This is a genomic window from Pseudarthrobacter cellobiosi, from assembly GCF_023913755.1.
GTDB lineage: Bacteria > Actinomycetota > Actinomycetes > Actinomycetales > Micrococcaceae > Arthrobacter > Arthrobacter cellobiosi.
Genome location: NZ_JAMXBJ010000036.1, coordinates 37,341 through 58,474 on the forward strand (window position 1 = coordinate 37,341; position 21,134 = coordinate 58,474).

Here is a 21,134-nt window from a genome sequence, read left to right on the forward strand (position 1 = left end):
CATGATCACTCTCTCCATCGCCAACAACGTCGCTGAAGTGGTCCTTGACGCGCCGCAGAAGCTGAACTCCTTCGACGAGCAGGCCCTGGCGGATTTAACACAGGCGTACGACGACGCCGCTGCCGCCGTTGAGAGCGGGAAGGTGCGGGCCCTGCTGCTCAGGGGAGAGGGCCGCGCCTTCTGCGCGGGCCGGGACATTTCGGGCGTGATACCGGAGGAGGACGACGCCGCCGCGTACCTGGGCGGGCTGGTGGAGCCGCTGTTGAAGAAGATGAGCGCGTTCCCGGCTCCCACGTTCGCGGCCGCCCACGGCGCCTGCCTCGGGGTGGGGCTGGGGCTGCTGCTGGCTACGGACGTGGTGTACGTGGCGGAGAACGCCAAGTTCGGCTCGCCCTTTGCCAAGCTGGGGGCCACGCTGGATTCGGGCGGGCACTGGTACTTCACCGAGCGGCTGGGGATGCACCGGACGCTGGACCTGATCTATACCGCGGAGTTGATCTCCGGTGCGGAGGCCGTGGCGCAAGGGATGTTCAGCCGGGCCATGCCGGCGGACACTCTTCTAGATCAGACCCGGGAGATCGTGGGACGGGTGGCCGTGGGTGCAACGGGCGCGTTTGTGGCAAGCAAGCAGCTGGTGGCGCACATCCGGGACCAGCGCCTGGGACTCTGGGCAGCCATGCGGGAGGAGAACGCTGAGCAGGCGCGTCTCTGCCGGACCGAGGACTACTCCGAGGGTTTCCGGGCTTTCCAGGAGAAGCGGAACCCGGAGTTTACCGGCGGGTGAATTGCCCTTGCCAGAGGCCGTTGAGTAAACCTCACCCATGACATTGGGGAAAGCTGTAACCAAAGCCGTCATTCCTGCTGCCGGATTGGGAACTCGCTTCCTGCCTGCAACAAAGGCGATGCCGAAGGAAATGTTGCCGGTGGTTGACCGCCCGGCCATCCAGTACGTCGTGGAGGAAGCCGTCAAGGCCGGCCTCGACGACATTTTGATGATCACGGGGCGCAGCAAGCGTGCCCTTGAGGACCACTTCGACCGTGAACCCGGCCTGGAGCGCGCACTGGAGCTGAAGGGCGATCAGGGTCGCCTGGACCTGGTGCATGAGGCGTCCGACTTGGGCCCCATCCACTACGTCCGCCAGGGCGAAGCCAAGGGCTTGGGCCATGCCGTGCTCTGCGCGCGTCAGCACGTGGGCAACGAGCCCTTCGCTGTCCTGTTGGGTGATGACCTCATCGACGAGGCCGAGACCCTGCTGAGCACCATGATGGAGGTGCAGCAGAAGACCGGCGGTTCGGTCATCGCACTCATCGAGGTGGACCACACAGAAATCAGCGCTTACGGCTGCGCTGACATCTCAGCCATCGAGGGCGAGGACTACGTCCGCGTGAACAGCCTGGTGGAGAAGCCGGCTGCTGGCGAGGCGCCGTCCAACCTGGCCGTCATCGGCCGCTACGTGCTGCACCCATCGGTCTTCGGCGTCCTGGAGAACACCGAGCCGGGCCGCGGCGGGGAAATCCAGCTTACAGATGCCCTGCAGACCCTTGCCGCCGCGGAAGGTGAAGGCGCCGGCGTGTACGGCGTGGTTTTTAAGGGCCGCCGCTACGACACCGGCGACAAGCTCAGCTACCTGAAGGCCGTGATTACTCTGGCTTCAGAGCGCGTGGAGTTCGGCGAGGATTTGAAGACGTGGTTGAAGGCCTTCGTGGGCTGACGGCTCGCAGTGACGCACTATAGGCCCGTCGCTGAAAAGCGGCGGGCCCTTCGTTAAGGCTCTGGGCGATCAGATCCAAGGAACGGCCGGCTTCTGGCTAATTTCCGTTCTGCAGGTTCTTCGCCGCGATGTAATCGGAGAGTTTGTCCTCGGTGAGGGCTTTTGAGACCTCCTGGACAGCGGTTTTATCGCTAAATACGATCGACTGCCCGTCGACCGATGTTCCGATGCCTCCGGTGGGCAGAGTAAACATAGTCATGTTTTGGGGCCGGACGTCCTTGAGTTCGACGGCCAAGCTCCCAAGGGCGGCTGCGTCAAGGCTCTTGTCCACCGCCACGAACGGCGAGAACACGTTGACAAGATTGCTGACGGTCACCGGATTTGAAAGAGTGTCCGCATTGATGGTCTTCGCAAGAACACCCTTGATGAATGCCTGCTGGTTTCGGACCCGTTGGTAGTCGCCGTCTGGGAAAGCGTAGCGTTCGCGGACAAACGCGAGTGCCTTGTCACCGCTGAGGGTATTTGTTCCGGCGACGTAGCTGAATGGGCCAGTGCTGAATGCAACATTCGAGTTAACCTCCACGCCCCCTAGCGCCTCAGTCAGACCCTTGAACCCCTCAAAGTCCAGCGAGGCGACATGATCAATACGCTGGCTAAGTATTGACTCCACGGTCTGAACCACCAACGGAACTCCTCCCAGGGCCAGGGCCGCGTTGATTTTCGCTTCACCGTGCCCTGGTATTGAGACCCATAGATCGCGCATCAGGGATATGGAGTACACATTCTTGCGGTCCGACGGAATGTGGACCAGCATCAACACGTCGGACCGTTGATCGGAGGGCGCTGCCGTTTGGGAATCGGGCGCTGCTCCGCGGCTGTCACTTCCCATGAGCAGAATATTCTTTGCCGGTGGCCCGCTCGTAACTTCCGACTTCTGCGGTCGGGTGGACTCCTCGGGAAATGCACTCTCGATCTTTTCAGTTTTAGAGTTGAAAGAACCTGCAAGATTTGCGATGTAGCTGCCCGAAAGTACGGCGGCGATGAGGACGATGATAGCCATGACAATGATCACGGTCCGGCCAGTGTGCTTCTTGCGTTTCACACCGGTTTCGTCATCCCGCTGTTCGGTTTCGACTGGCAACGTCATAAATTTCCTTGCTGTTGGCGGCGTACGACTGTTGGCGGGGGTGATGCCTCCAATGCAGCCGGCTCGGACGCGGTGGCCCGCTTTTCAGTAAACACGGTGGGCACGCCTCCCTCCAATTCACATGCCGTGGTGCAGGTCAGTCAATTCGTTGTAGCACTGTAGGGGCTGGGGTGCCGATACCTCAGTGCGGCAACGGCCAGAGTCGAGAGGGCGCCAAGGAGTGCACGCGCAGCATTTTGCGTCACATCCAAAACGCTTGCGAATCTGCCGGAAAAAGTTGGCCCAGTTCGATGCCGGAGGAGGTCATTAACAACGATGCGCCAATAGGCCATGCTGATGCCCTCGCTTAGGGCGTGCGGGCCGCACACCTGAGTGAAAAGGGGAGCTGCTGGGAACCGAGGACGCGTCTAAGTGATGAATTCGGTGCTTCGGAGTAATTTAGCGCGTGTCAACATCCTCTAACACCAGAAAAGTCCGCGTGTCCAGGACCCCCGGCATTGACTGGAGCTGGTCGAATATCACCCTCCGCAGATCGGCGTTGTCGACGGCCCGCACCAGAAGTATCACATCAAAATCGCCTCCCACCAGCGCGATGTGGTGTACCTTCGGGATGGCGCGAAGTTCTTCGCGCAGTTCACGCCAGGAGTGCTGGCTCACATTGAGCGTCACGTAGGCAGAGGACTTGAGGCCGGCTTTGATGGGGTCCACCAGTGCCGTGAACTTGGTCAGCACACCTTCGCCCGTCAGCCGGGCGATGCGGGTGTAGGCGTGGGCCCGGGAGATATGGACGTTTTCCGACACCTGGGTCACGGACATCCTTCCGTCCCTGGTGAGCTCGGCGATGATTCTGCGGTCGACGTCGTCCAGCGCCACGTCGGTGTTGTCGCCTGCAAGTCGTGCCAATTCGTCCACCGCTCCCACTCGTGGCCCACATCACACTTGCAGTCCGCCTTTCAGAAGAGGCCTATCTGGCAGAATCTGTCACGATTCCGTGGAGTACTGGATACGAAACTTCCCCAAGGACCGTACTGGGAACGACTAGTGGCTACAGAAGGACGGACCAATGTCGATTTCCGCGGACCACCCTGCGCCGGACCAGGCCCAACGTCCGCCGGCCGAAAATGCCGCATCGTAAGCTGTGCGGAAGTTCGGAATCACCGTAGAGGACTACATGCTTCCCGCCTACCTCCAGATTGAGATGGTGGGCCCGGACGGAAAGCTCAAAGCAGAAACCGAGCAGGGCACCGAACCCGGCTACGAGTACCCGCTCCCCGCCGATGACGAGCTCCTGGCCGCCTTCGAGCACTCGTCGTCGGGCGCCGGGTCAATGACCAGAATTCGGCGCTCGTCCGCCAGGGGCGGATGGCCGTCTACCCGTCCAGCCACTGGATCTTCCCCGCTTACCGCGACTCCGTGGCGGTGATGGCACGCGGACTTAACTCGTGGAGACCATGACACTCTTCCGGGGTGACTGGCACAGCGGCTACGATCCCGCGGAGCACAAAGTGGGCATCCAGTGCACCCCGCTCACCACCCAGCTCCTGCACGCCGTGGGCGTTGCCCACGCGGCCAAGCTCCGCGGCGAGGACACCATGGTTCTGGCAATGTGCGGTGACGACGCCACCAGCGTAGGTGACTTCCACGAAGCCCTTAAATTTGCCGCTGTCTTCCACCTGCCCGTGGTCTTCTTCGTCCAGAACAACAAGTACGCCTTCTCGGTGCCGCTGTCGCAGCAGCCCGTGGCGCCGTCGCTCGCCCACAAGGCTGTGGCTACGGCATGGCCGGCGAACGCGTGGACGGCAACGACGTGGTGGCTCTCCTCGCGGTCCTGGACCGCGCAGTCAAGCTGGCCAGGGATGGCTCGGGTCCTCTCCTGGTGGAAGCGAACACCTACCGGATGCAGGCGCACACCAAAGCCGATGACGGCACGCGATACCGGCCGGGCAGCGAGGTGGCCGAGTGGCTGGCCAAGGATCCGGTCATCCGGATGAAGACCTACCTTGCGGACCGGGGACTGCTGGACGACGACGGCGCCGCACGGATCGCCGCGAAGGCGGAAGCGGTTGCCACCCAGCTACGGGAGGGCCTCAGCGAGGACGTTCCCGTGGACCCGCAGGACCTCTTCCGGCACGTGTTCACCGTACCCACACCCCAGCTGAAGGAGCAGTCCGCCATGCTCGCGGATGAACTGTCCCGCGAAGCGTCACCCAAGGAGCCCGCACAATGAGTCCCACCGTGACAACGTCCTCCGAAGCGAACGGCAACGTCAGTGCAGCAACCGCCCGGGCGGCTGCTTCCGCCGCGGCCACTGCTGAGGCATCCGGCCCGCAGTCCGTCATCATGGCCAAAGCCCTGAACACGGCCTTGGCTGATGCGATGCAGGCCGACTCGTCCGTCCTGGTCTTCGGTGAGGATGTGGGCCTCCTGGGCGACGTCTTCCGGATCACTGACGGACTGACCAAGGCCTTCGGCGAGCAAAGATGCTTTGACACCCCGCTGGCAGAGTCGGGCATCGTGGGCATGGCGGTGGGCATGGCCATGAACGGCATGCGGCCCGTGATCGAGATGCAGTTCGACGCCTTTGCGTACCCGGCGTTCGAGCAGATCGTCAGCCACGTGGCCAAAATGCACAACCGCACCAAGGGTGCCGTGAAGCTCCCCATGGTCATCCGCGTTCCCTACGCCGGCGGCATCGGGGGAGTGGAACACCACTGCGACTCCTCCAAGTCCTACTACGCGCACACTGCCGGGCTGAAGGTGTTCACCCCCGCCACTGTTGCCGACGCTTACCGCAGGCTGCGGGAGGCGATCGATTCTGAGGATCCGATCATGACCGAAACGCAAGTATTCCGGCTGCCCGATCTGGGCGAGGGCCTCACGGAAGCCGAACTGGTCAACTGGCTGGTGTCCGTGGGCGATGAGATCCGCGTTGACCAGCCCATCGCGGAGGTGGAGACGGCCAAGTCCATGGTGGAAGTGCCGTCACCCTATGCCGGGACTGTCACGGTGCTCCATGGCGAACCCGGGCAGACGCTGGAGGTGGGCAAGCCGCTCATCTAGGTGGCGCCGGTGGGGGCTCCGCCGGTTACTCCCGCTGAAGAGGCCGCCGATACTTACCGGGAAGAAGAGAAAGCCGGCTCGGGGAATGTGCTGATCGGGTACGGGACGCCCGGCGGCAGTGGGGGAATGAAACGGACCAGGGCTCCCCGGAGGGTGGCTTCGTTGAGCTACGACAAGGACAGTGCACCGCGCCGGAGCCTGACGCGCAGAAGGCGGCCGACGATCTGCTGCTGCTCCGCACGCGCGTCCCGGGGAAGTTGGCGCAGTCATATTACCGCTTGTCCGGCGGATGGCCCGGGAGCATGGCGTTGACCTCGGAGCGGTCCAAGACCCACGGCTTGTCAATAATCCGGCCGACGCCGAGAATGGCCACCTCGGGATGATTGATGATGGCCGCGGAGCCGTCCACCCCAAACACACCATAGTTGTTCAGCGTGAAGGTGCCGCTGCCCAGTTCCTGCGGCGTCGCCTTACCTTCGCGGACGACGGCGGTGAGCCGGCGGATCTCCGCATCCAGTTCCCGGGCGCTGAGTCTGTCCGCGTTGCCGATGGAGGGAACCATCAGGCCGCGGTCCGTCTGTGCCGCGAAGCCAAGGTTGACTCCTGCGAACGCAACAATTTCCTGGGCGCCTTACGTGATAGTTTCGAGGCGGGTGTTCAGCTCGGGAAATCGTTTTAGCCCAGCTGTGACGAACGGGCGATGAAAGCCAGCAGGCCCGGAGTTTCCCGCGGATCAGACATCTTGAGCCCTGCCCGCAGTTCAACCAGCCCGGTGGCATCCACATCCACCCAGACAGTCGCTTCCGGGATCTCGGAGCGGCTGCGGGCCATGTTGACCGCAACGGCTTTGCGGACTCCCTTGATGGGCGTCCGCGAGGAAATGCCCAAGCCGCTGCGGGCGTCAATTTCGGTGGAGCCAGCCGAAACCTCATCGGTTGAGACACTCCAAACCACATTGGCAGATCCCGTTGACGCAGCCGGGCTGCCGGTAGCCGCTTCGACATCACGCCGCCGGATCAGCCCGCTCTCACCTGACCCTGTCCACGAGCTGCCCCGGGTGTCCGTTATGGGTCAAGAGTGCTGGAACTGGTAACGCTGGATAGATTGCTGCCGCCGCTTAGTGCGTTGGGCTCTCTCGTGTGGTGAAAGTGCGGATGATGGTTGCGGGAGTCCCGGCGATCAGGACATTGTCAGGAAACTCTCCGCGTACCAGTGAGCCGGCAGCGACCATGCAGCCGGCGCCGACGATGGCGCCAGCCAGGAACGTCGCACGTGCGCCAACCCATGTGCCGTCACCGATGGTAATATCCTCCGAACGTCCCGCCCCGGCGCGGCGTTCGGAGGTCCCCAACGCATGGGTTCCAGTCACGAACATGACCTCGGTGCCAATGTCACAACGCGCACCGACCCGCGCAGCTGACTCAGCAGTGGAAATTACCTGAGCCCCGGCACCAAGCCAAGTGCCCTCGCCTATTGACACGTTCGGGAAGTGGATGCGTGCGGTGCCGTTGATCTTTGCCGTGGGTGCCACATCCACTCCGGCAGCACGGTACGCCGCCCGCCGTACACCGAAGCATCTGGTTTGCGGGGATATCAGGGACACTAGGTTAGTCAGCCAGAGACTCATGTCCGTGCCGCCCGGCCTTCGTTCTTAGGATCGGCCTTCCATGCATAGGACGACCAGGCACTAATCGTTGCTATATAAACAAAACCGCCCAGCAGGAACGAAGGCTGGCCTTGCGCCACGCCCTGCCGGATAAACGGGACGGCAGTGGCGACTCCCAAAGCCAATAGCAAGTACATAGGGCGGTTCAAGCAGTCCCCCAAGCTAAGTAATTACCCCGATTCTACGGGCGGATAGGATCGGCCAAGTTCCCTGAACCAAATTATTACAGCTCCGCCACTACCGACCCCGGGTTCTCCATGCCATCCGCCACAAACCGGAGGAAGCCCGCAGCCGTGCCGCCGTCGCACACGCGGTGGTCGAAGGTGAGCGTCAGCTCGGTGACCTTGCGGTCAGTCAGCTGCCGGTCCACCGGCTTCGCAGCGACAGCACCCTCGGGTGCTGTCACTGCCCGCGAGTAGCTGCGGCACGAGCCCTTCTCTGACCGGTCGCAGTACGAGGCAGCGCAATGTCGCTGCCTGACGCCGGCCGGTATGATTTGCCTAATGATGAGTAACGGTGAGGGCCTCAGTGCGAACAAGCGGCAGTGGATAAAATACGGTGCCCTCTTGATGCTGGCCGTCGTGGCGTTCGGGTTGGCCGGGCTTGCACTGGCGAAACAACGCGGCCCAACAGAAGCCGCAAATACTGCGACGGCAGCGCAGCCCGCGGTGACTCAGACTGCAACAGCAGCGCCAACACCCACTCAGACTGCTGCCGCTGTTCAACAGCCAAGGATTCAGCTTCCCGCCGAGCCCGTTGTTCTGATTCTGGGCGATTCATATACTGCCGGCGTAGGCGCAGATGAGCCAGAGCAGGGGTGGGCGTATGTCGTTGCAGGCTCTCTCGGGTTCCCCACCAACATAGAAGGCGTGCCCGGAACTGGCTTTGCGTGGGGCGGCGGTGCGCAGGATGATCTCGCCCTTGAATACGGTGTCCGGTTGCAGAAAATCGCGGACGACCCGACCTTTATCCCCAACGTCCTTATTTTGCAGGGAGGTCAGAACGACTCTTTGATCGGTAACCCCGATGAAATCCAATCCGCGACAGCCGCCACCATCGAGTCGGCCCGCAAGTTCTGGCCAGGCGTCCAGGTGGTTGTTCTCGGGCCCTCAGCCCCACAGCCATTCGCGGAGGAACTTCGAGACACGAACACCGCCGTCCGCGCCGGTGCCGCGGCAGCCAAAGCACCCTTCATTGACGCCAGCGAGTCTGGCTGGTTCACAGCGGCCAACAGCCAGCGATTCAACTTCGACGGCTCGCACGTGAATACCGCAGGGCACCGCTACATCGCTGAAAAGTTCCTGGAGTCGTGGACGGGCCTGACTCAATGAGCCGCATTCTCCGCGGGCTCGTCCAAGGCAGAATGCTCGACGCCGGGGGGTCAGTTTCCCTTTGAAAGTTGTTGCAATGTACTCGCCGAGTTTTTCAGCCGTGAAAGCGGCGGAAATGCCCCTTCTTGCGTCCGGATCGGTCAGGACTATTGACTGGCCGTCGCTTGACATTCCGACACTGATGGTCAGCCAAAGACCACCCATCATGGAAATGGGATAGACGTTTCCCGGTCCGCCGGTCCGCAGGCAGCATTATCGTGTCCGCCCGGTTGCCAGACGAAGCCTCGACCCGGCATCGACCGCTTCATGCCAGGGGTTATCACTGCCCGTCAGCAAACGTTCACTACGGCGGGCCCGCTCCCGGCGTCGGTCTTCTGAGCCCGTGGGGACTCTTCCGGGAACGCGTCCTGGATCTTCTCCGTCCGGGAGTTAAAGTGTGTGCCAAGTTTACGATGTAACTGCCATAAACTACGGCGGCCACGAGAGCAAATACACCCATGACGAGCAGTTCTGTGCGTCCCCTATGGCTCGTCCGCTCCTTGACTATCTTCAGACTGGCCGGGGGCTTGGCTATTCGGCTGTAATGGGGAGAGTCATGGTATTCCCAAAGTGTCGGGGCAGGCCTCTCGGCGGAGAAGAACGTGCGCGTATCAGCGCAACAGCGATAGCGTGGACATGCCAGTTGCCACAATTGCCAGCCCGGCGAGAAAGATGTATGGCACTGCCTCTCTCGGTGGCACGATGCTGAAACCCTGCCACCAGCGAAGCCTTCGCCAGTGTCTACCCATACCTAATTTTTACCACGGGCGTCCAGAATCCTGGCCAAATCGCTTGGCGGAGCCTCGACGGCGCAGCCCAGCACTCAAGGCCTCGCGTTCGCACTGTCTGGGTGAATGTGTCCTACACTACCGCCGCGATCCGTCCTCGAATGAAAGTTTGCATAGGCGGCGTGTTTTAATCAGAAGCGGCGTGCCTAGCGCCTCAAGGATTCGTATTGCCATGGAGCTGCTTCGGTGGCGGAAAAATGCCGGGGGAACTTATGGAGTTGAAAGACTACTTGCGTGTCGTCCGGCAACGATGGATCTCCATCGTTGCCGCCGCATTGATTGGGCTGGCCTTGGCGGCCGGGTACACCTACATTCAGACTCCACAGTATGAGGCGAAGAGCCAGCTGTTCGTGTCGGTCAAAGGCGGTGCGACGTCCACGGACGTTATCCAAGGAAACTCCTTCGCCGAGAAGCGAGTCACATCGTACGTGAGCCTCGCAACGAGCCCTCGGGTTCTTCAGGCCGTGGCCGGAGACCTCAACTTGGAGGGTGGTGCCCTCGCTGGAAAGGTCGTGGCGACTACCCCTCCCCAGACGGTACTGATAGACATCACGGCTACTGCTACGAATCCGCAGCTCGCTGCGGATATCGCAAATTCTTCCGCCAGGCAGCTCATCGGCGCGGTCAGTCAGGTTGAAGACGTCACCATTGTAAGGTTGAGCGTTTTCCAGGAAGCGACCCCCTCAATGGCCCCTTCATCGCCGAAAGTCCCATTGAACCTGGCCCTTGGATTGCTGCTTGGCCTCATGATAGGGGCCGCCTCTGCGCTCCTTAGAGAGGTCCTTGATACCCGGATCCGAAGCCAAGCCGACGTCGAACGCACGGTCAAAGCGGGCATTCTTGGTACGTTTTCCACTGACTCAAGCGTTGAAAAAGAACCCTTGGTTACTCAAGGCGATCAATTCAGCCACAGGGCTGAAAGCTTCCGTCAACTGCGAACACATCTACACTTTACGAATATCTCCGGAGGAGCGCAGACTGTTGTTGTCTCGTCGTCAATCCCTGGCGAGGGAAAGACCTCGACGGCGGTCAACCTGGCCATAATGCTTGCCGAAAGCGGGACTCGGGTCCTGCTTGTCGACGCGGACCTTAGGCGTCCGCGCGTTGCCAAATACCTTGGCGTTGAAGGGTCGGTGGGCCTGTCTGGAGTCCTTTCACATTCGGTGGAGCTGGAAGACGCAATCCAGACGTGGGGCCGTGGCGGAGCACTTCACGTCCTGGCCTCCGGACGCTCGGCGCCTAACCCCAGCGAACTCCTCGGATCACCAACCATGGAAAAGCTCATTGCCCGCTTCGAAGCCGAATACGAGGTGGTGATCATCGACGCGCCCCCGCTCCTGCCGGTCACCGACCCGGCGGTTCTCGGTTCCATGGCGAGTGGTGTTGTCCTTGTGGCCAGCGCCGATGGCCGGACCAACCGTGCCGATCTCACGCAGGCCGTTGCGAATCTCGAGGCCGTCAATGCCCGGTTGCTTGGGGTAGTCGTCAACCGGCTGGAAAGGTCAGCCAGCGCGCACTCCTATTATGACTACCGGCCCGAATTTGCGGAGACCGGCAAGCGCGGCAAGTCATTGCCAAAGAAGGCTACGTTCAGTTCCCAAGGCTGATGAGGAAGCTCTCATGACCTTGGGTGCTAAACGATGTATCAAAGACCAAATTTCTATTGGGGGACAGCCCGCATGAGCGGCACTACTACGCGGCTGAAGTCGCCGATGATTTTCCGGTGGCGGGAATACCTAATGGACGCGGCCGTCTGGGCAGTTGCACTTCCAGTCGCCTCGTTGATGCGGCTCGACTTCGATCCAACACAGATCGCTCCCGTTGTTGTCGCCTTCGCGATCCTCGTGGCTGCGGTTCTTCAGGCCACTTTCGGGTGGATAATTGGCGTGTACCGGTACCGGCACCCTTACGGCTCCCGGCAGGACGCATACAGTCTCATGCTGGTGGTCGCCAGCGTTGGGGTGACCCTGACAATTGGTCGGCTCCTGGTGCCGGCATCAGAGGACTTCCCTCGCAGCGTGCCGTTCATTGGACTCCTGGTCGCTTTTGTGTTGATGGCAGGCGTCCGGTTGTTCCACAGGGCCCATCGGGAACGGGTTTACCGTCCCGATGAAACGGCAGCACCGGCGCTTATCTATGGTGCGGGGCACGTTGGACAGCACGTCATTCAGCAGATGAACAGGGATCGGTTCTCGCCTTTTCGCCCCGTGGGCGTCATCGACGACGACCCACGGCTCCAACAGTTCCGGGTGGAGGGAGTACCTGTTCTCGGCAGCGGAGCGCAGTTGACCGCGGCGGCCCGGCAAACAGGAGCCGAAGTATTGATTTTCGCAATTGCGCGAGCCGATGCTTCGCTCTTGCGCAGAGTTTCGGACGACGCTGACTCGGCTGGCCTTCGTCTACTGGTCCTTCCGCTGCTCGCCGATGTTCTCGAAGGGCATGCCCAACTTGGGGACTTGCGGGACGTCTCCATTGCCGACATCATCGGCCGCCATCCGGTTGATACTGAATTGGACTCCATAGCTCACTACGTAACTGGCAAGCGAATCCTCGTGACCGGCGCCGGAGGATCCATCGGCTCGGAATTGTGCCGCCAGTTGTGGAGGTTCTCCCCGGCTGAGGTTCTTATGCTGGACAGGGACGAATCCGGTCTGCATGGTACCCAGATGTCCGTGTTCGGTCACGGTCTCCTGGATACAAATGACGTGATCCTCGCGGATATCCGCGACCAGGAAGCGCTGTCGGCCATCTTGGCTGAACGGCAGCCGGACGTGGTATTTCACGCTGCCGCGCTCAAGCATCTGCCGATGCTTGAGCAGTACCCGGAGGAAGCCTGGAAGACCAACGTACTGGGAACACTGAACGTTCTTGAAGCCAGTAGGGCCGCTGGAGTACGGACGCTTGTGAACATCTCGACAGACAAAGCGGCCGACCCCACCAGCTTCCTGGGACGGTCAAAAAGGATTGCTGAGCAACTCACCGCGTGGATGGCGCATGACACGGGACTGGATTACCTTTCGGTGCGTTTTGGCAACGTCATCGGCAGCAGAGGGTCTATGTTCCCCACATTTTTGGCCCAGATCGAGGCTGGCGGCCCGGTCACCGTCACGGACCCCGACGTTACCCGCTTCTTCATGACCATCCCGGAGGCCTGTCAGTTGGTTGTCCAGGCGGCCGCGATAGGCAGGCCAGGCGAAGTGCTCATCCTGGATATGGGGCAGCCCATTCGTATCCTGGATGTCGCTGAGCGCATGATCGCCATGTCAGGTAAGCAAATCGACATCAGTTTCACCGGCTTGAGGCACGGCGAGAAACTGCACGAGGCGCTGATAGACGTTGGAGAGACGGACGAACGGCCGTTCCACCCGAGTATTTCGCATTCTTCCATTCCAGGACTCCACCCGCGAGACTTGGCGGAGTCCCATGCCGTTTTCACGGATCCTGCTGTTAAGGGTTCTCCGGCGTGATTTCCACCCTCATCATTACTGCGGGCATACTCTTGGCGCTCATTCTTCCACGGTGGATCTATCCAGTCTTGAACCGCCTCGGCGTCGTTGACGTGCCTAACGAGCGTTCTTCACATGAAGTTCCCACCATCCGGGGCATGGGGGCGGCCCTCGCCATTGCGGCATGCGTTACTACCGCCGTGCTCGCTGCCGTCATCGGCGACGGCTACGTGAATATCCTTGCCATGACGTTGCTGGGAGTCGCAGCTGCCGCCTTAGGCTTCGTGGAGGACTTGCGGGGAATACGCGTAACCAAACGCGCCGGGCTCCAGGTCATCATTGGCGCAGCCTTCGGTTGTCTTGTTGTCTGGACGTCCGGAGCCGGCTGGATTTGGATTCCGCTTAGTGCGGTGGCAGTCGCCGCCTACATCAACGTGGCAAATTTCATGGATGGCATCAACGGCATATCCGGCTTGCACGGTGGCGTCGCTGGAATCTCCTATGCCATCCTTGGGGCGGTTACCGACCGACCTTGGATGATCCAACTCGGGCTACTTGCGGCGGGCGTTTTTCTTGCCTTTCTCCCCTGGAATCTTTCACGTCGGAGGGTCTTCCTCGGTGACGTGGGCAGCTACTTTCTCGGGGCCTGGATAGCCGGGATAGCTGTCTTGGCAGTGGCATCGGGACTCAACCCGCTCTTGGCGGTTGGGCCGACAGTCGTCTACCTCGCTGATACCGGCTTTACTCTCATTCGTAGGATCAGCCGCCGTGAGCGCTGGTTCGAAGCCCACCGCAGCCATGTGTACCAGCAACTCACATCACGCGGCGGTAATCACGTAGCAGTTGCCCTTTTGGTGGCAGGATTCTCCGCGCTCACGGCGCTGGTCTCGTTTTTGGCACTGCTGCAAACCTGGATTGCGTCGGCCGGAGCGGTTGTGTTGATGGTCCTGATCACGTCCGTCTATTTGTGCCTGCCCAGAATCCTTAGTAGAAGTGGACGAGAATTGGTAGGGGACCCAGCATGAAGATATTGGTCACTGGAGCGAACGGGTTTGTTGGCACTCACCTCTGTGAGCACCTGCTAAGGGACGGGCACCATGTTGTGGCGGCGGTGCGCAGCCCGCACACCGCTCCTGATCAAACTGAAGAACTTGCCTACGGCGATCTCTTGGGCCCGGTGGACTGGACGAGTGCTTTGGAAGGCGTCCACACGGTAGTGCACTTGGCTGCACGCGTTCATGTGATGAAGGACGATTCCAGCGATCCAGCGGCGGAATTCCGGAAAACCAATGTTGACGGAACCATGAAGCTTGCCATGGCCGCTGCGGCGGCTGGAGTGCGGCGTTTTGTGTACATGAGCAGCATCAAAGTCAACGGCGAACGAACCCAGGCCAACCACCCCTTCGATGCCTCGTCGGCGCCCAATCCACTGGACCCGTACGGTGCCTCCAAGTGGCAGGCGGAGCTGGCACTGACCGAATTGGCGGGATCAACCGGCATGACGGTCATCTGTGTTCGGACACCGTTGGTTTACGGGCCCGGCGTTCGGGGAAACATGGCGCGGCTCGTGCGCATGGCGTCGGCTGGTTACCCCTTGCCCCTCGGGGGCATTCGAAACAACCGAACGATGATTTCTGTTTGGAATCTTGCGGATCTCTTAGCCTCGTGCTCCACCGCAGACGGACTAAGTTCGGGTTTGGTCCTGGCCGGCGACGTGCATAGTCCGTCCACTCCCGAGCTGTATCGCGAATTGGCCGCAGCGGTCGGCAGAAAGCCGCGCACCTTGAACGTTCCCGTTGCGCTCCTGTCCGCGCTGGGCCGGATCAGCGGGAAGTCCGACGTGGTTTCCAGGCTTTCCGATTCCCTGGAAGTTACTACCAGCTCAACCATCGATGGCTTCGACTGGACGGCCCCGCACTCTTTTCAAGACGGAGTGCGCAGATTCGGATCGCGGTGGATGAAGAACGGTGCACGATGAAGATTCTTATAATCAGCCAATACTACGATCCGGAGCCGATCTATATTCCGGCGACTGTGGCGCGCGGTCTGGCCGAGCGGGATCACGAGGTCACTGTGATTACAGGTTTCCCGAACTACCCTCACGGTCGGATCTACGACGGATTTACTCAGGGGCTGGGCCGTACGGAACGGGACGGGCGCGTAAAGGTCCTCCGGACACCCCTGGTGATCAGCCACTCCGAGAACCCAATCGGGCGGCTGGTGAACTACCTGACCTTCGCGTTGTCGGCAATGGTTTCGAGCTGGCGGGTGCGCGGTGTGGATGTGGTTTACGTATACGCCACGCAGATGACACCGGCACTCGGTCCCTCCATCATGAGGGCGTTCGGGGGAGCGCCCTACGTCATGCACGTCCAGGATCTGTGGCCTGAATCAGTCACAGGGTCGTCGATGGTTGGCGGAGGCAGTGCCTCTCGGGTGATCGCGGGTGTCCTCAAGCCTTGGCTGCGTTTTCTCTATAAGCAAGCGACGGCGACCATTGCGATAGCACCCACCATGGCGCGAATGCTCGTTGACCGGGGAGTACCGTCGTCGCGCGTCAAGATGGTATTTAACTGGGCAAACGAAAACGTAAAAGATGCGGTCTCCGGCAGGGCAAAACAACGAGTGGACGGGCAGTTAAAGTCTGACCGCGTACTGATTGTCTACGCTGGCAACCTGGGCGACCACCAAGACCTCGAAACCGTCATTCGCGCCGCCAAGGCTGTCGAGGATGAGAAAAACGTGCGTTTTGAATTCTACGGTTCGGGTATGGCGAAGGACCGCTTGGAAGCCCTGGCAACTGAGCTCGACGTCAAGAACCTTACTTTTTGTGGTTCCGTGAGCGCCGCCGATATGGAAGGCGTCTACGACAGGGCGGACTTCCAGCTTGTCACCCTGAAGGATCGCGAAATCTTCAGGGGAACGATTCCCTCCAAGCTTCAGGCCTCCCTGTTCAACGGTTCAGCGGTGATGTCGAACGTTGCCGGTGACGTTGCTGAGATATGCTCCAGTGAGCAGGTCGGGCTGACCTGTAAGCCGGGATCCGTTGATTCCATGGCCGAAATGTTCCGCACCGGCGCGCAGACGACCACCGAGACCCGACGCCAAATGGCAGCAAATGGACGTGATTTCTACTTGAACAAAATGTCACTCGATCAAGGAATGGACGCATTGGAAAAGATTCTGCTCGAGGCCGCAGCCGCCGGGAAAAGCAAATGACGACATACCAGTCCTATGAGGGCAAAAAGGTTTTGATTACCGGGGGTACCGGTTCCTTTGGCCACACCGTGGCCAAGAAGTTACTGGAGACCGGTGTGGAGCAGATTCGGATCCTGAGCAGGGACGAGGCGAAGCAGGACGCCATGCGGCATGAAGTTCCCGACTCGCGCCTGAAGTTCTACGTGGGCGACATCCGGGATTTCGACAGCGTTGATCGAGCAACGAAGAATGTGGACTACGTCTTCCATGCTGCAGCCCTTAAGCAAGTCCCGTCCTGCGAGTTCTTTCCGATGGAGGCAGTCAAAACCAACATCACAGGCAGTGAAAACGTGGTGCGCGCTTCGGAGAAAAACGGCATTTCATCTTTGGTGTGCCTGAGCACTGACAAAGCCGTATACCCAGTCAATGCGATGGGCATGAGCAAGGCCATGATGGAAAAGGTGGCCCAGTCACATGGTCTGAACAATCCAAATGCCGAGACAATCGTCTCCTGCGTCCGCTATGGCAATGTCATGTATTCGCGCGGATCGGTCATTCCACTGTTCATCAATCAAATCAAAGCCGGCAAACCCCTGACCGTCACCAACCCCGGAATGACCCGCTTCCTGATGTCGCTCGCGGACTCCGTGAGCCTCGTGCAGTTCGCGTTTGAGCATGCGCGCCAGGGTGATCTCTTTGTCAAGAAAGCGGCATCGTCCACCATCGCTGACTTGGCTCAGGCAGTGGCCAATCTCTTTGAGTCCAAAGGTAAGATCCGGGTCATCGGCACTCGGCACGCCGAAAAGCTGTCCGAAGCCTTGGCCACCAGGGAGGAGCTGACACGGGCGCAGGACATGGGCGATTACTTCAAGGTGCCGGCTGACAATCGTGATCTAAACTACAGCGTCTTCTTCGAGTCCGGTGACGTCAACCAGGCCAATTACTCGGACTACGATTCCCACACCGTGGAGCGGATGAACGTCGGCCAGATCGAAGACCTTCTCCTGACTCTTCCGGAAGTCCGCCGGGAGCTCGCCTTGGCGGGCAAGACCGAACGGATCGGTGCGGCCCTGTGAAGCTTGCCCTGACCGGGGCCGGGGGTTTCCTCGGTCTGCACACCAGAGCCTTGGTGCACAGTCTGGGCGGTTCCAGCGAAGCCATCGGCCTCGGGGACAAATTTGACCTTGACCAGGCCAGAACAAGCGTTGACGGAAGCGACCGCTTGCTTCACCTGGCCGGGGTGAACCGAGGGGCCGACGCCGAAGTCAGGGACGGGAACTTGAAGTTCGCGAAACAACTGGCAGAGGTACTGGGCTCAGTAGCGTCGCCTCCGAAGGAGGTGGTCTACGCCAACTCCGTCCAAGCCGGTAACGGTTCGGTTTACGGTGAGGCCAAGTCGGAAGCATCGGACGTTCTGCGCGTCGCAGCTGAATCGGCCGGTGCCAAATTCACTGATGTGCTCCTGCCTAACCTGTTTGGTGAGCACGGGCGGCCTTTCTATAACTCTGTGGTGGCCACATTCTGCCACGTCCTCCAGGCAGGACAGTTGCCGGAGGTAAAGGATGACAAGGAATTGGTTCTGCTGCACGCGCAGAACGCAGCTGAAGTGCTCGTCGGCATTGTGGATGTTGACGACATGGAATCTCTCACGACCAGTCGGATGGTCTCGGAAATCCTGGGCCAGCTGCAGGGCATCGCGGAGACCTACCGGAACGGTGACGTCCCGAATATCGGCAGTTACTTCGACCGGGATTTGTTCAATACCTATCGTTCGTTCCGCCTGCAGGAACACCCCGATCTGCCCTTCGCGCTGGACCGTCGAGCTGATGCCCGGGGGAGCTTTTTTGAGGTTTGCCGCTCCCACGGTGGAGACGGACAAACGTCCTTCTCGACGACGGTTCCCGGAATTACTCGTGGCCAGCACTTCCATCGACGCAAAGTGGAACGGTTCGTGGTTCTCGCCGGCACGGCACAGATAGCCATGCGGCGACTATTCACCGACGAAGTGCTCAGATTCAATGTTGACGGTTCCACGCCGGTGGCCATCGACATGCCGACGCTCTGGACACACAACATCACCAACACGGGCGACTCCGAGCTTTACACCATGTTTTGGACGAACGACATTTTCGATCCGGAAAATCCCGATACGTTCGCAGAGGAAGTTTAAGTGGCCATGACGTTCAAACTTAAAGTTGCCACCGTGGTTGGCACCAGGCCCGAGATTATTCGCCTTGCAGCCACGATCAAACGTCTGGACAAGTACACAGACCACGTTCTGATTCATACCGGACAGAATTACGACTATGAACTGAACGAGATCTTCTTTGAGGATCTCGGCCTGCGCAAGCCCGATCATTTCCTGCAAGCTGACGTATCGTCCCTCGGTGCTGTGCTTGGCTCCATCTTGACCAACGTCGAGGCGGTCCTGTTGGAAGAAAAGCCTGACGCAATGGTTGTGTTGGGGGATACCAACAGCTGCATATCAGCCGTGATGGCCCGCCGCATGAAAATCCCTGTGTTCCACATGGAAGCGGGAAACCGCTGCTTTGATGAAAACGTTCCCGAGGAGGTGAACCGGCGCCTGGTGGATCACGTTTCAGACTACAACTTGGTCTACACGGAACATGCGCGGCGGAATTTGCTGGCCGAGGGAATCCATCCGGCACGGATCTTGCTCACCGGTTCCCCCATGAAAGAAGTCCTCAAAGCCAATGCCACGGCCATCGATGCCAGTGACATTCTGGAACGACAAGGCCTCCAGACGGGCCAGTACGTGTTGGTCAGCCTCCACCGCGAGGAAAATGTGGACAGCCCCGAGCGTCTGCGGACCGTTCTTGAAGCGCTGAATGCTGTTGGCGCCCATTATGGTGTGCCAGTGTTGTTGTCAACGCATCCTCGGACCCGCAAGCGCCTTGAAGGTCAGCCAGAGGAACTCAAGGCCGGCGTCGTCCTCCACCCGCCATTCGGATTTAACGACTACGTTAAGCTGCAAAAGGAAGCTCTGATAGTGCTTTCTGACAGCGGAACGATCAGCGAGGAGTCTTCCCTGCTCGGTTTTGCCGCGGTAACGCTGCGTGACTTCATCGAGCGGCCTGAGTCGCTGGACACGGCCAGCATCGTGACTTCGGGGCTGCACAAGGAGAGCATCCTGGACGCCATCGAGCTGACCCTTGGGCAGATAAGTGACGATGGCTACGTTGCTCCTCCAACGGATTACCAGATAGATGACGCTTCCCGTCGCGTTGTGACCTTCATTCGGTCGGCTGCACATGCTCACCACCTGAGGGCCGGCCTCCGCCGCCGCATCGGTGACAATGGGAGCTAGTTTCGCTCGAATCGGGAGTGCTGCTTCAGCTGTAGGCTTCGCAAGGGTTTTCTCGTTGGTTGCCGCGGCTGTGCAACTTCCGGTTCTCACGAGAATGCTTACTACGGCCGACTTCGCCCTAGTATCACTGTCGATAGCCGCGGGTCTCTACTTCAGTCTGCTTTCAGCCGAGCGGACGATCCTGCCCTTTCAGCGGTTTCCCGGTTCGTTCGACAACAGACAGAATTTCTTGTTCGCTTTCAACCGACTCCTCCTGTCAGTTGGCCTACTCGGCGTCCTCGTAATGCTGGGGGGCTTCCTTGTCGGAAGCCCGGACGTAGCCTTCGGGCTGCTGGGGTGGGGGTGTGGCATTGCTTTCAACCGTCTTGTGGCGACCGCTTGGATCATGTGGGAGAAGCCGTGGCCGTACTCGTGGACCCTAATCTTAGGCACAGGCGTTCGCGTAGTTGCCTTGATTTGCTCGCTTGCTGTGGGAGTTGCGCCCACAATAGCTGTAGGTCTGGCGGGCCTGCTGTCTGGCGTGGCGGTTCTAGCCGTCGTGCCCCGGAGCCGTGCCGGAACGCCGGAACTAGGATCGGGGGCGCCGCGGCGTCCTAGGCGTCCCTGGAAGGTCCACGTTGGGATCTCTCTGGCGCTGGCGTCGATGGCATTTACAGTCTTATTGAACCTCAACCTGTTGATACTTCCGCTCGCGGCTTCGACAGACGATGTTGGCATATATGCTGCGATGAACCAGGTCGCAACACTTACACTGGGTGCGGCGCTCGGCGTAGTCAATACGCTCTTGTATCCCAGGGTCCAGAACATCTGGACTTCTGGGGGGGGCGGAGCTATGTCGATGCGTTGGTATCCTTCCTCTGTACAATCTCACTGTGCGTGGGCCTCGTTGCCCTCGTCCTGGTTCACCTATTCGGTGAGGTGGTGTTGAACCTGATTGTGGGTCCCTCGTACACATACGTGCTGGCGCTGAAACTTCAACTGGCAGCAGCCGTTCTGAGTAATGTGGGCCAGTATCTGTCATGGCTCCATCTGCTCAACGTTAAGTCGAGCCGGATCAGGAACGTGTCCGTGTTGGCCGCAACGACTGGAACCATGGTTTCCTTCTACCTAATTTCGAAATTCGGGCTCACCGGTGCCGGGGTGGGGATCCTTCTAAGTTTCTTTATCTATGCAGTTCTGATGTCATTTGCGTCGCCGGCAGGCGCGAGAGTTCGACCCCAGATATTCGCATATGCGCTTGCTTCATTGGCTGCTGTCTTTGTTGACGGGGGTTTATTCGTAGGACTAATGGCTGGCTTAGCCGTCGCCTTCTCGGTTTTTTCCTGGCGCGCGTACCGCCGGATCCGCCCTGAGGTGGACGAAGACCGCGAAGCCGTCGCCTCCAAAGAATCAGTTGGGCCGGATGACTAGGCGCAATCG

Annotated in this window: 17 protein-coding genes and 3 pseudogenes; 15 read left to right on the forward strand and 5 right to left on the reverse strand. The window is 60.1% G+C overall.

The window, feature by feature from the left end; translation table 11 throughout:
- Position 1: 1 nt before the first annotated feature.
- Together NG696_RS05735 and galU are read left to right on the forward strand one after the other, a co-directional pair.
- On the forward strand, positions 2–784 hold the full coding sequence (locus tag NG696_RS05735; protein WP_252574643.1) for an enoyl-CoA hydratase/isomerase family protein: 783 nt from the start codon (positions 2–4) through the stop codon (positions 782–784).
- A 37-nt stretch (positions 785–821) separates the two neighbouring features.
- The gene (galU, locus tag NG696_RS05740; protein ID WP_252574646.1) at positions 822–1,712 is read left to right on the forward strand and encodes a UTP--glucose-1-phosphate uridylyltransferase GalU; all 891 of its coding nucleotides are present in this window, start codon (positions 822–824) and stop codon (positions 1,710–1,712) included.
- A 97-nt stretch (positions 1,713–1,809) separates the two neighbouring features.
- Here the strand turns inward: galU and NG696_RS05745 are convergent, their stop codons facing one another.
- The gene (locus NG696_RS05745) at positions 1,810–2,859 is read right to left on the reverse strand and encodes an LCP family protein (RefSeq protein WP_252574648.1); all 1,050 of its coding nucleotides are present in this window, start codon (positions 2,857–2,859) and stop codon (positions 1,810–1,812) included.
- Positions 2,860–3,297: 438 nt separating this feature from the next.
- On the reverse strand, positions 3,298–3,762 hold the full coding sequence (locus NG696_RS05750; RefSeq protein WP_252574651.1) for an Lrp/AsnC family transcriptional regulator: 465 nt from the start codon (positions 3,760–3,762) through the stop codon (positions 3,298–3,300).
- Positions 3,763–3,997: 235 nt separating this feature from the next.
- Between NG696_RS05750 and NG696_RS05755 the strand changes: the two are divergent.
- The 3 genes and pseudogenes from NG696_RS05755 to NG696_RS05765 all read left to right on the forward strand — a co-directional run bounded on the left by NG696_RS05755 (position 3,998) and on the right by NG696_RS05765 (position 5,919).
- Positions 3,998–5,086 (forward strand): annotated as a pseudogene (locus NG696_RS05755) (thiamine pyrophosphate-dependent enzyme).
- Positions 5,083–5,691: pseudogene (locus NG696_RS05760) on the forward strand (alpha-ketoacid dehydrogenase subunit beta); the annotation flags it as partial. The pseudogenes NG696_RS05755 and NG696_RS05760, both read left to right, overlap by 4 nt.
- Entirely contained in the window at positions 5,689–5,919 is a 231-nt protein-coding gene (locus tag NG696_RS05765) for a biotin/lipoyl-containing protein (protein ID WP_252574750.1), read from the forward strand. The pseudogene NG696_RS05760 and the gene NG696_RS05765, both read left to right, overlap by 3 nt.
- A 322-nt stretch (positions 5,920–6,241) precedes the next feature.
- Here NG696_RS05765 and NG696_RS05770 read toward each other — a convergent pair.
- From NG696_RS05770 to NG696_RS05780, 3 genes and pseudogenes are all read right to left on the reverse strand, one after another.
- A pseudogene (locus tag NG696_RS05770) lies at positions 6,242–6,825 on the reverse strand (2-oxo acid dehydrogenase subunit E2); the annotation flags it as partial.
- Positions 6,826–7,036: 211 nt separating this feature from the next.
- Positions 7,037–7,288 (reverse strand): DapH/DapD/GlmU-related protein, encoded by a 252-nt coding sequence (locus NG696_RS05775; protein WP_252574653.1) that lies wholly within the window; start codon positions 7,286–7,288, stop codon positions 7,037–7,039.
- 520 nt (positions 7,289–7,808) lie between these two features.
- Positions 7,809–7,991, reverse strand: coding sequence for a 2-oxo acid dehydrogenase subunit E2 (locus tag NG696_RS05780; RefSeq protein WP_374211180.1), 183 nt, complete (start codon positions 7,989–7,991; stop codon positions 7,809–7,811).
- Positions 7,992–8,154: 163 nt separating this feature from the next.
- Between NG696_RS05780 and NG696_RS05785 the strand changes: the two genes are divergently transcribed.
- The 10 genes from NG696_RS05785 to NG696_RS05830 all read left to right on the forward strand — a co-directional run bounded on the left by NG696_RS05785 (position 8,155) and on the right by NG696_RS05830 (position 21,125).
- On the forward strand, positions 8,155–8,916 hold the full coding sequence (locus tag NG696_RS05785; RefSeq protein WP_252574751.1) for an SGNH/GDSL hydrolase family protein: 762 nt from the start codon (positions 8,155–8,157) through the stop codon (positions 8,914–8,916).
- 1,039 nt (positions 8,917–9,955) lie between these two features.
- Positions 9,956–11,350 (forward strand): tyrosine-protein kinase domain-containing protein, encoded by a 1,395-nt coding sequence (locus tag NG696_RS05790; RefSeq protein ID WP_252574656.1) that lies wholly within the window; start codon positions 9,956–9,958, stop codon positions 11,348–11,350.
- Between the two features lie 72 nt (positions 11,351–11,422).
- The gene (locus NG696_RS05795; protein ID WP_252574659.1) at positions 11,423–13,210 is read left to right on the forward strand and encodes a polysaccharide biosynthesis protein; all 1,788 of its coding nucleotides are present in this window, start codon (positions 11,423–11,425) and stop codon (positions 13,208–13,210) included.
- Entirely contained in the window at positions 13,207–14,214 is a 1,008-nt protein-coding gene (locus tag NG696_RS05800; protein ID WP_252574662.1) for an MraY family glycosyltransferase, read from the forward strand. The genes NG696_RS05795 and NG696_RS05800 overlap by 4 nt, the downstream gene beginning before the upstream one ends.
- Positions 14,211–15,167, forward strand: coding sequence for an NAD-dependent epimerase/dehydratase family protein (locus NG696_RS05805; RefSeq protein ID WP_252574664.1), 957 nt, complete (start codon positions 14,211–14,213; stop codon positions 15,165–15,167). Before NG696_RS05800 ends, NG696_RS05805 begins: the two co-directional genes overlap by 4 nt.
- The gene (locus NG696_RS05810; protein WP_252574678.1) at positions 15,164–16,408 is read left to right on the forward strand and encodes a glycosyltransferase family 4 protein; all 1,245 of its coding nucleotides are present in this window, start codon (positions 15,164–15,166) and stop codon (positions 16,406–16,408) included. Before NG696_RS05805 ends, NG696_RS05810 begins: the two co-directional genes overlap by 4 nt.
- Positions 16,405–17,463, forward strand: a complete 1,059-nt coding sequence (locus tag NG696_RS05815) for an SDR family NAD(P)-dependent oxidoreductase (protein WP_252574681.1) — start codon at positions 16,405–16,407, stop codon at positions 17,461–17,463. Before NG696_RS05810 ends, NG696_RS05815 begins: the two co-directional genes overlap by 4 nt.
- Positions 17,460–18,557 (forward strand): polysaccharide biosynthesis C-terminal domain-containing protein, encoded by a 1,098-nt coding sequence (locus NG696_RS05820; protein ID WP_252574684.1) that lies wholly within the window; start codon positions 17,460–17,462, stop codon positions 18,555–18,557. The genes NG696_RS05815 and NG696_RS05820 overlap by 4 nt, the downstream gene beginning before the upstream one ends.
- A gap of 6 nt (positions 18,558–18,563) precedes the next feature.
- A complete protein-coding gene (wecB, locus tag NG696_RS05825; protein ID WP_252574687.1) occupies positions 18,564–19,715 on the forward strand; it encodes a non-hydrolyzing UDP-N-acetylglucosamine 2-epimerase in 1,152 nt (383 codons plus the stop codon).
- Positions 19,716–20,591: 876 nt separating this feature from the next.
- The gene (locus tag NG696_RS05830; RefSeq protein WP_252574690.1) at positions 20,592–21,125 is read left to right on the forward strand and encodes a hypothetical protein; all 534 of its coding nucleotides are present in this window, start codon (positions 20,592–20,594) and stop codon (positions 21,123–21,125) included.
- Positions 21,126–21,134: the final 9 nt, after the last annotated feature.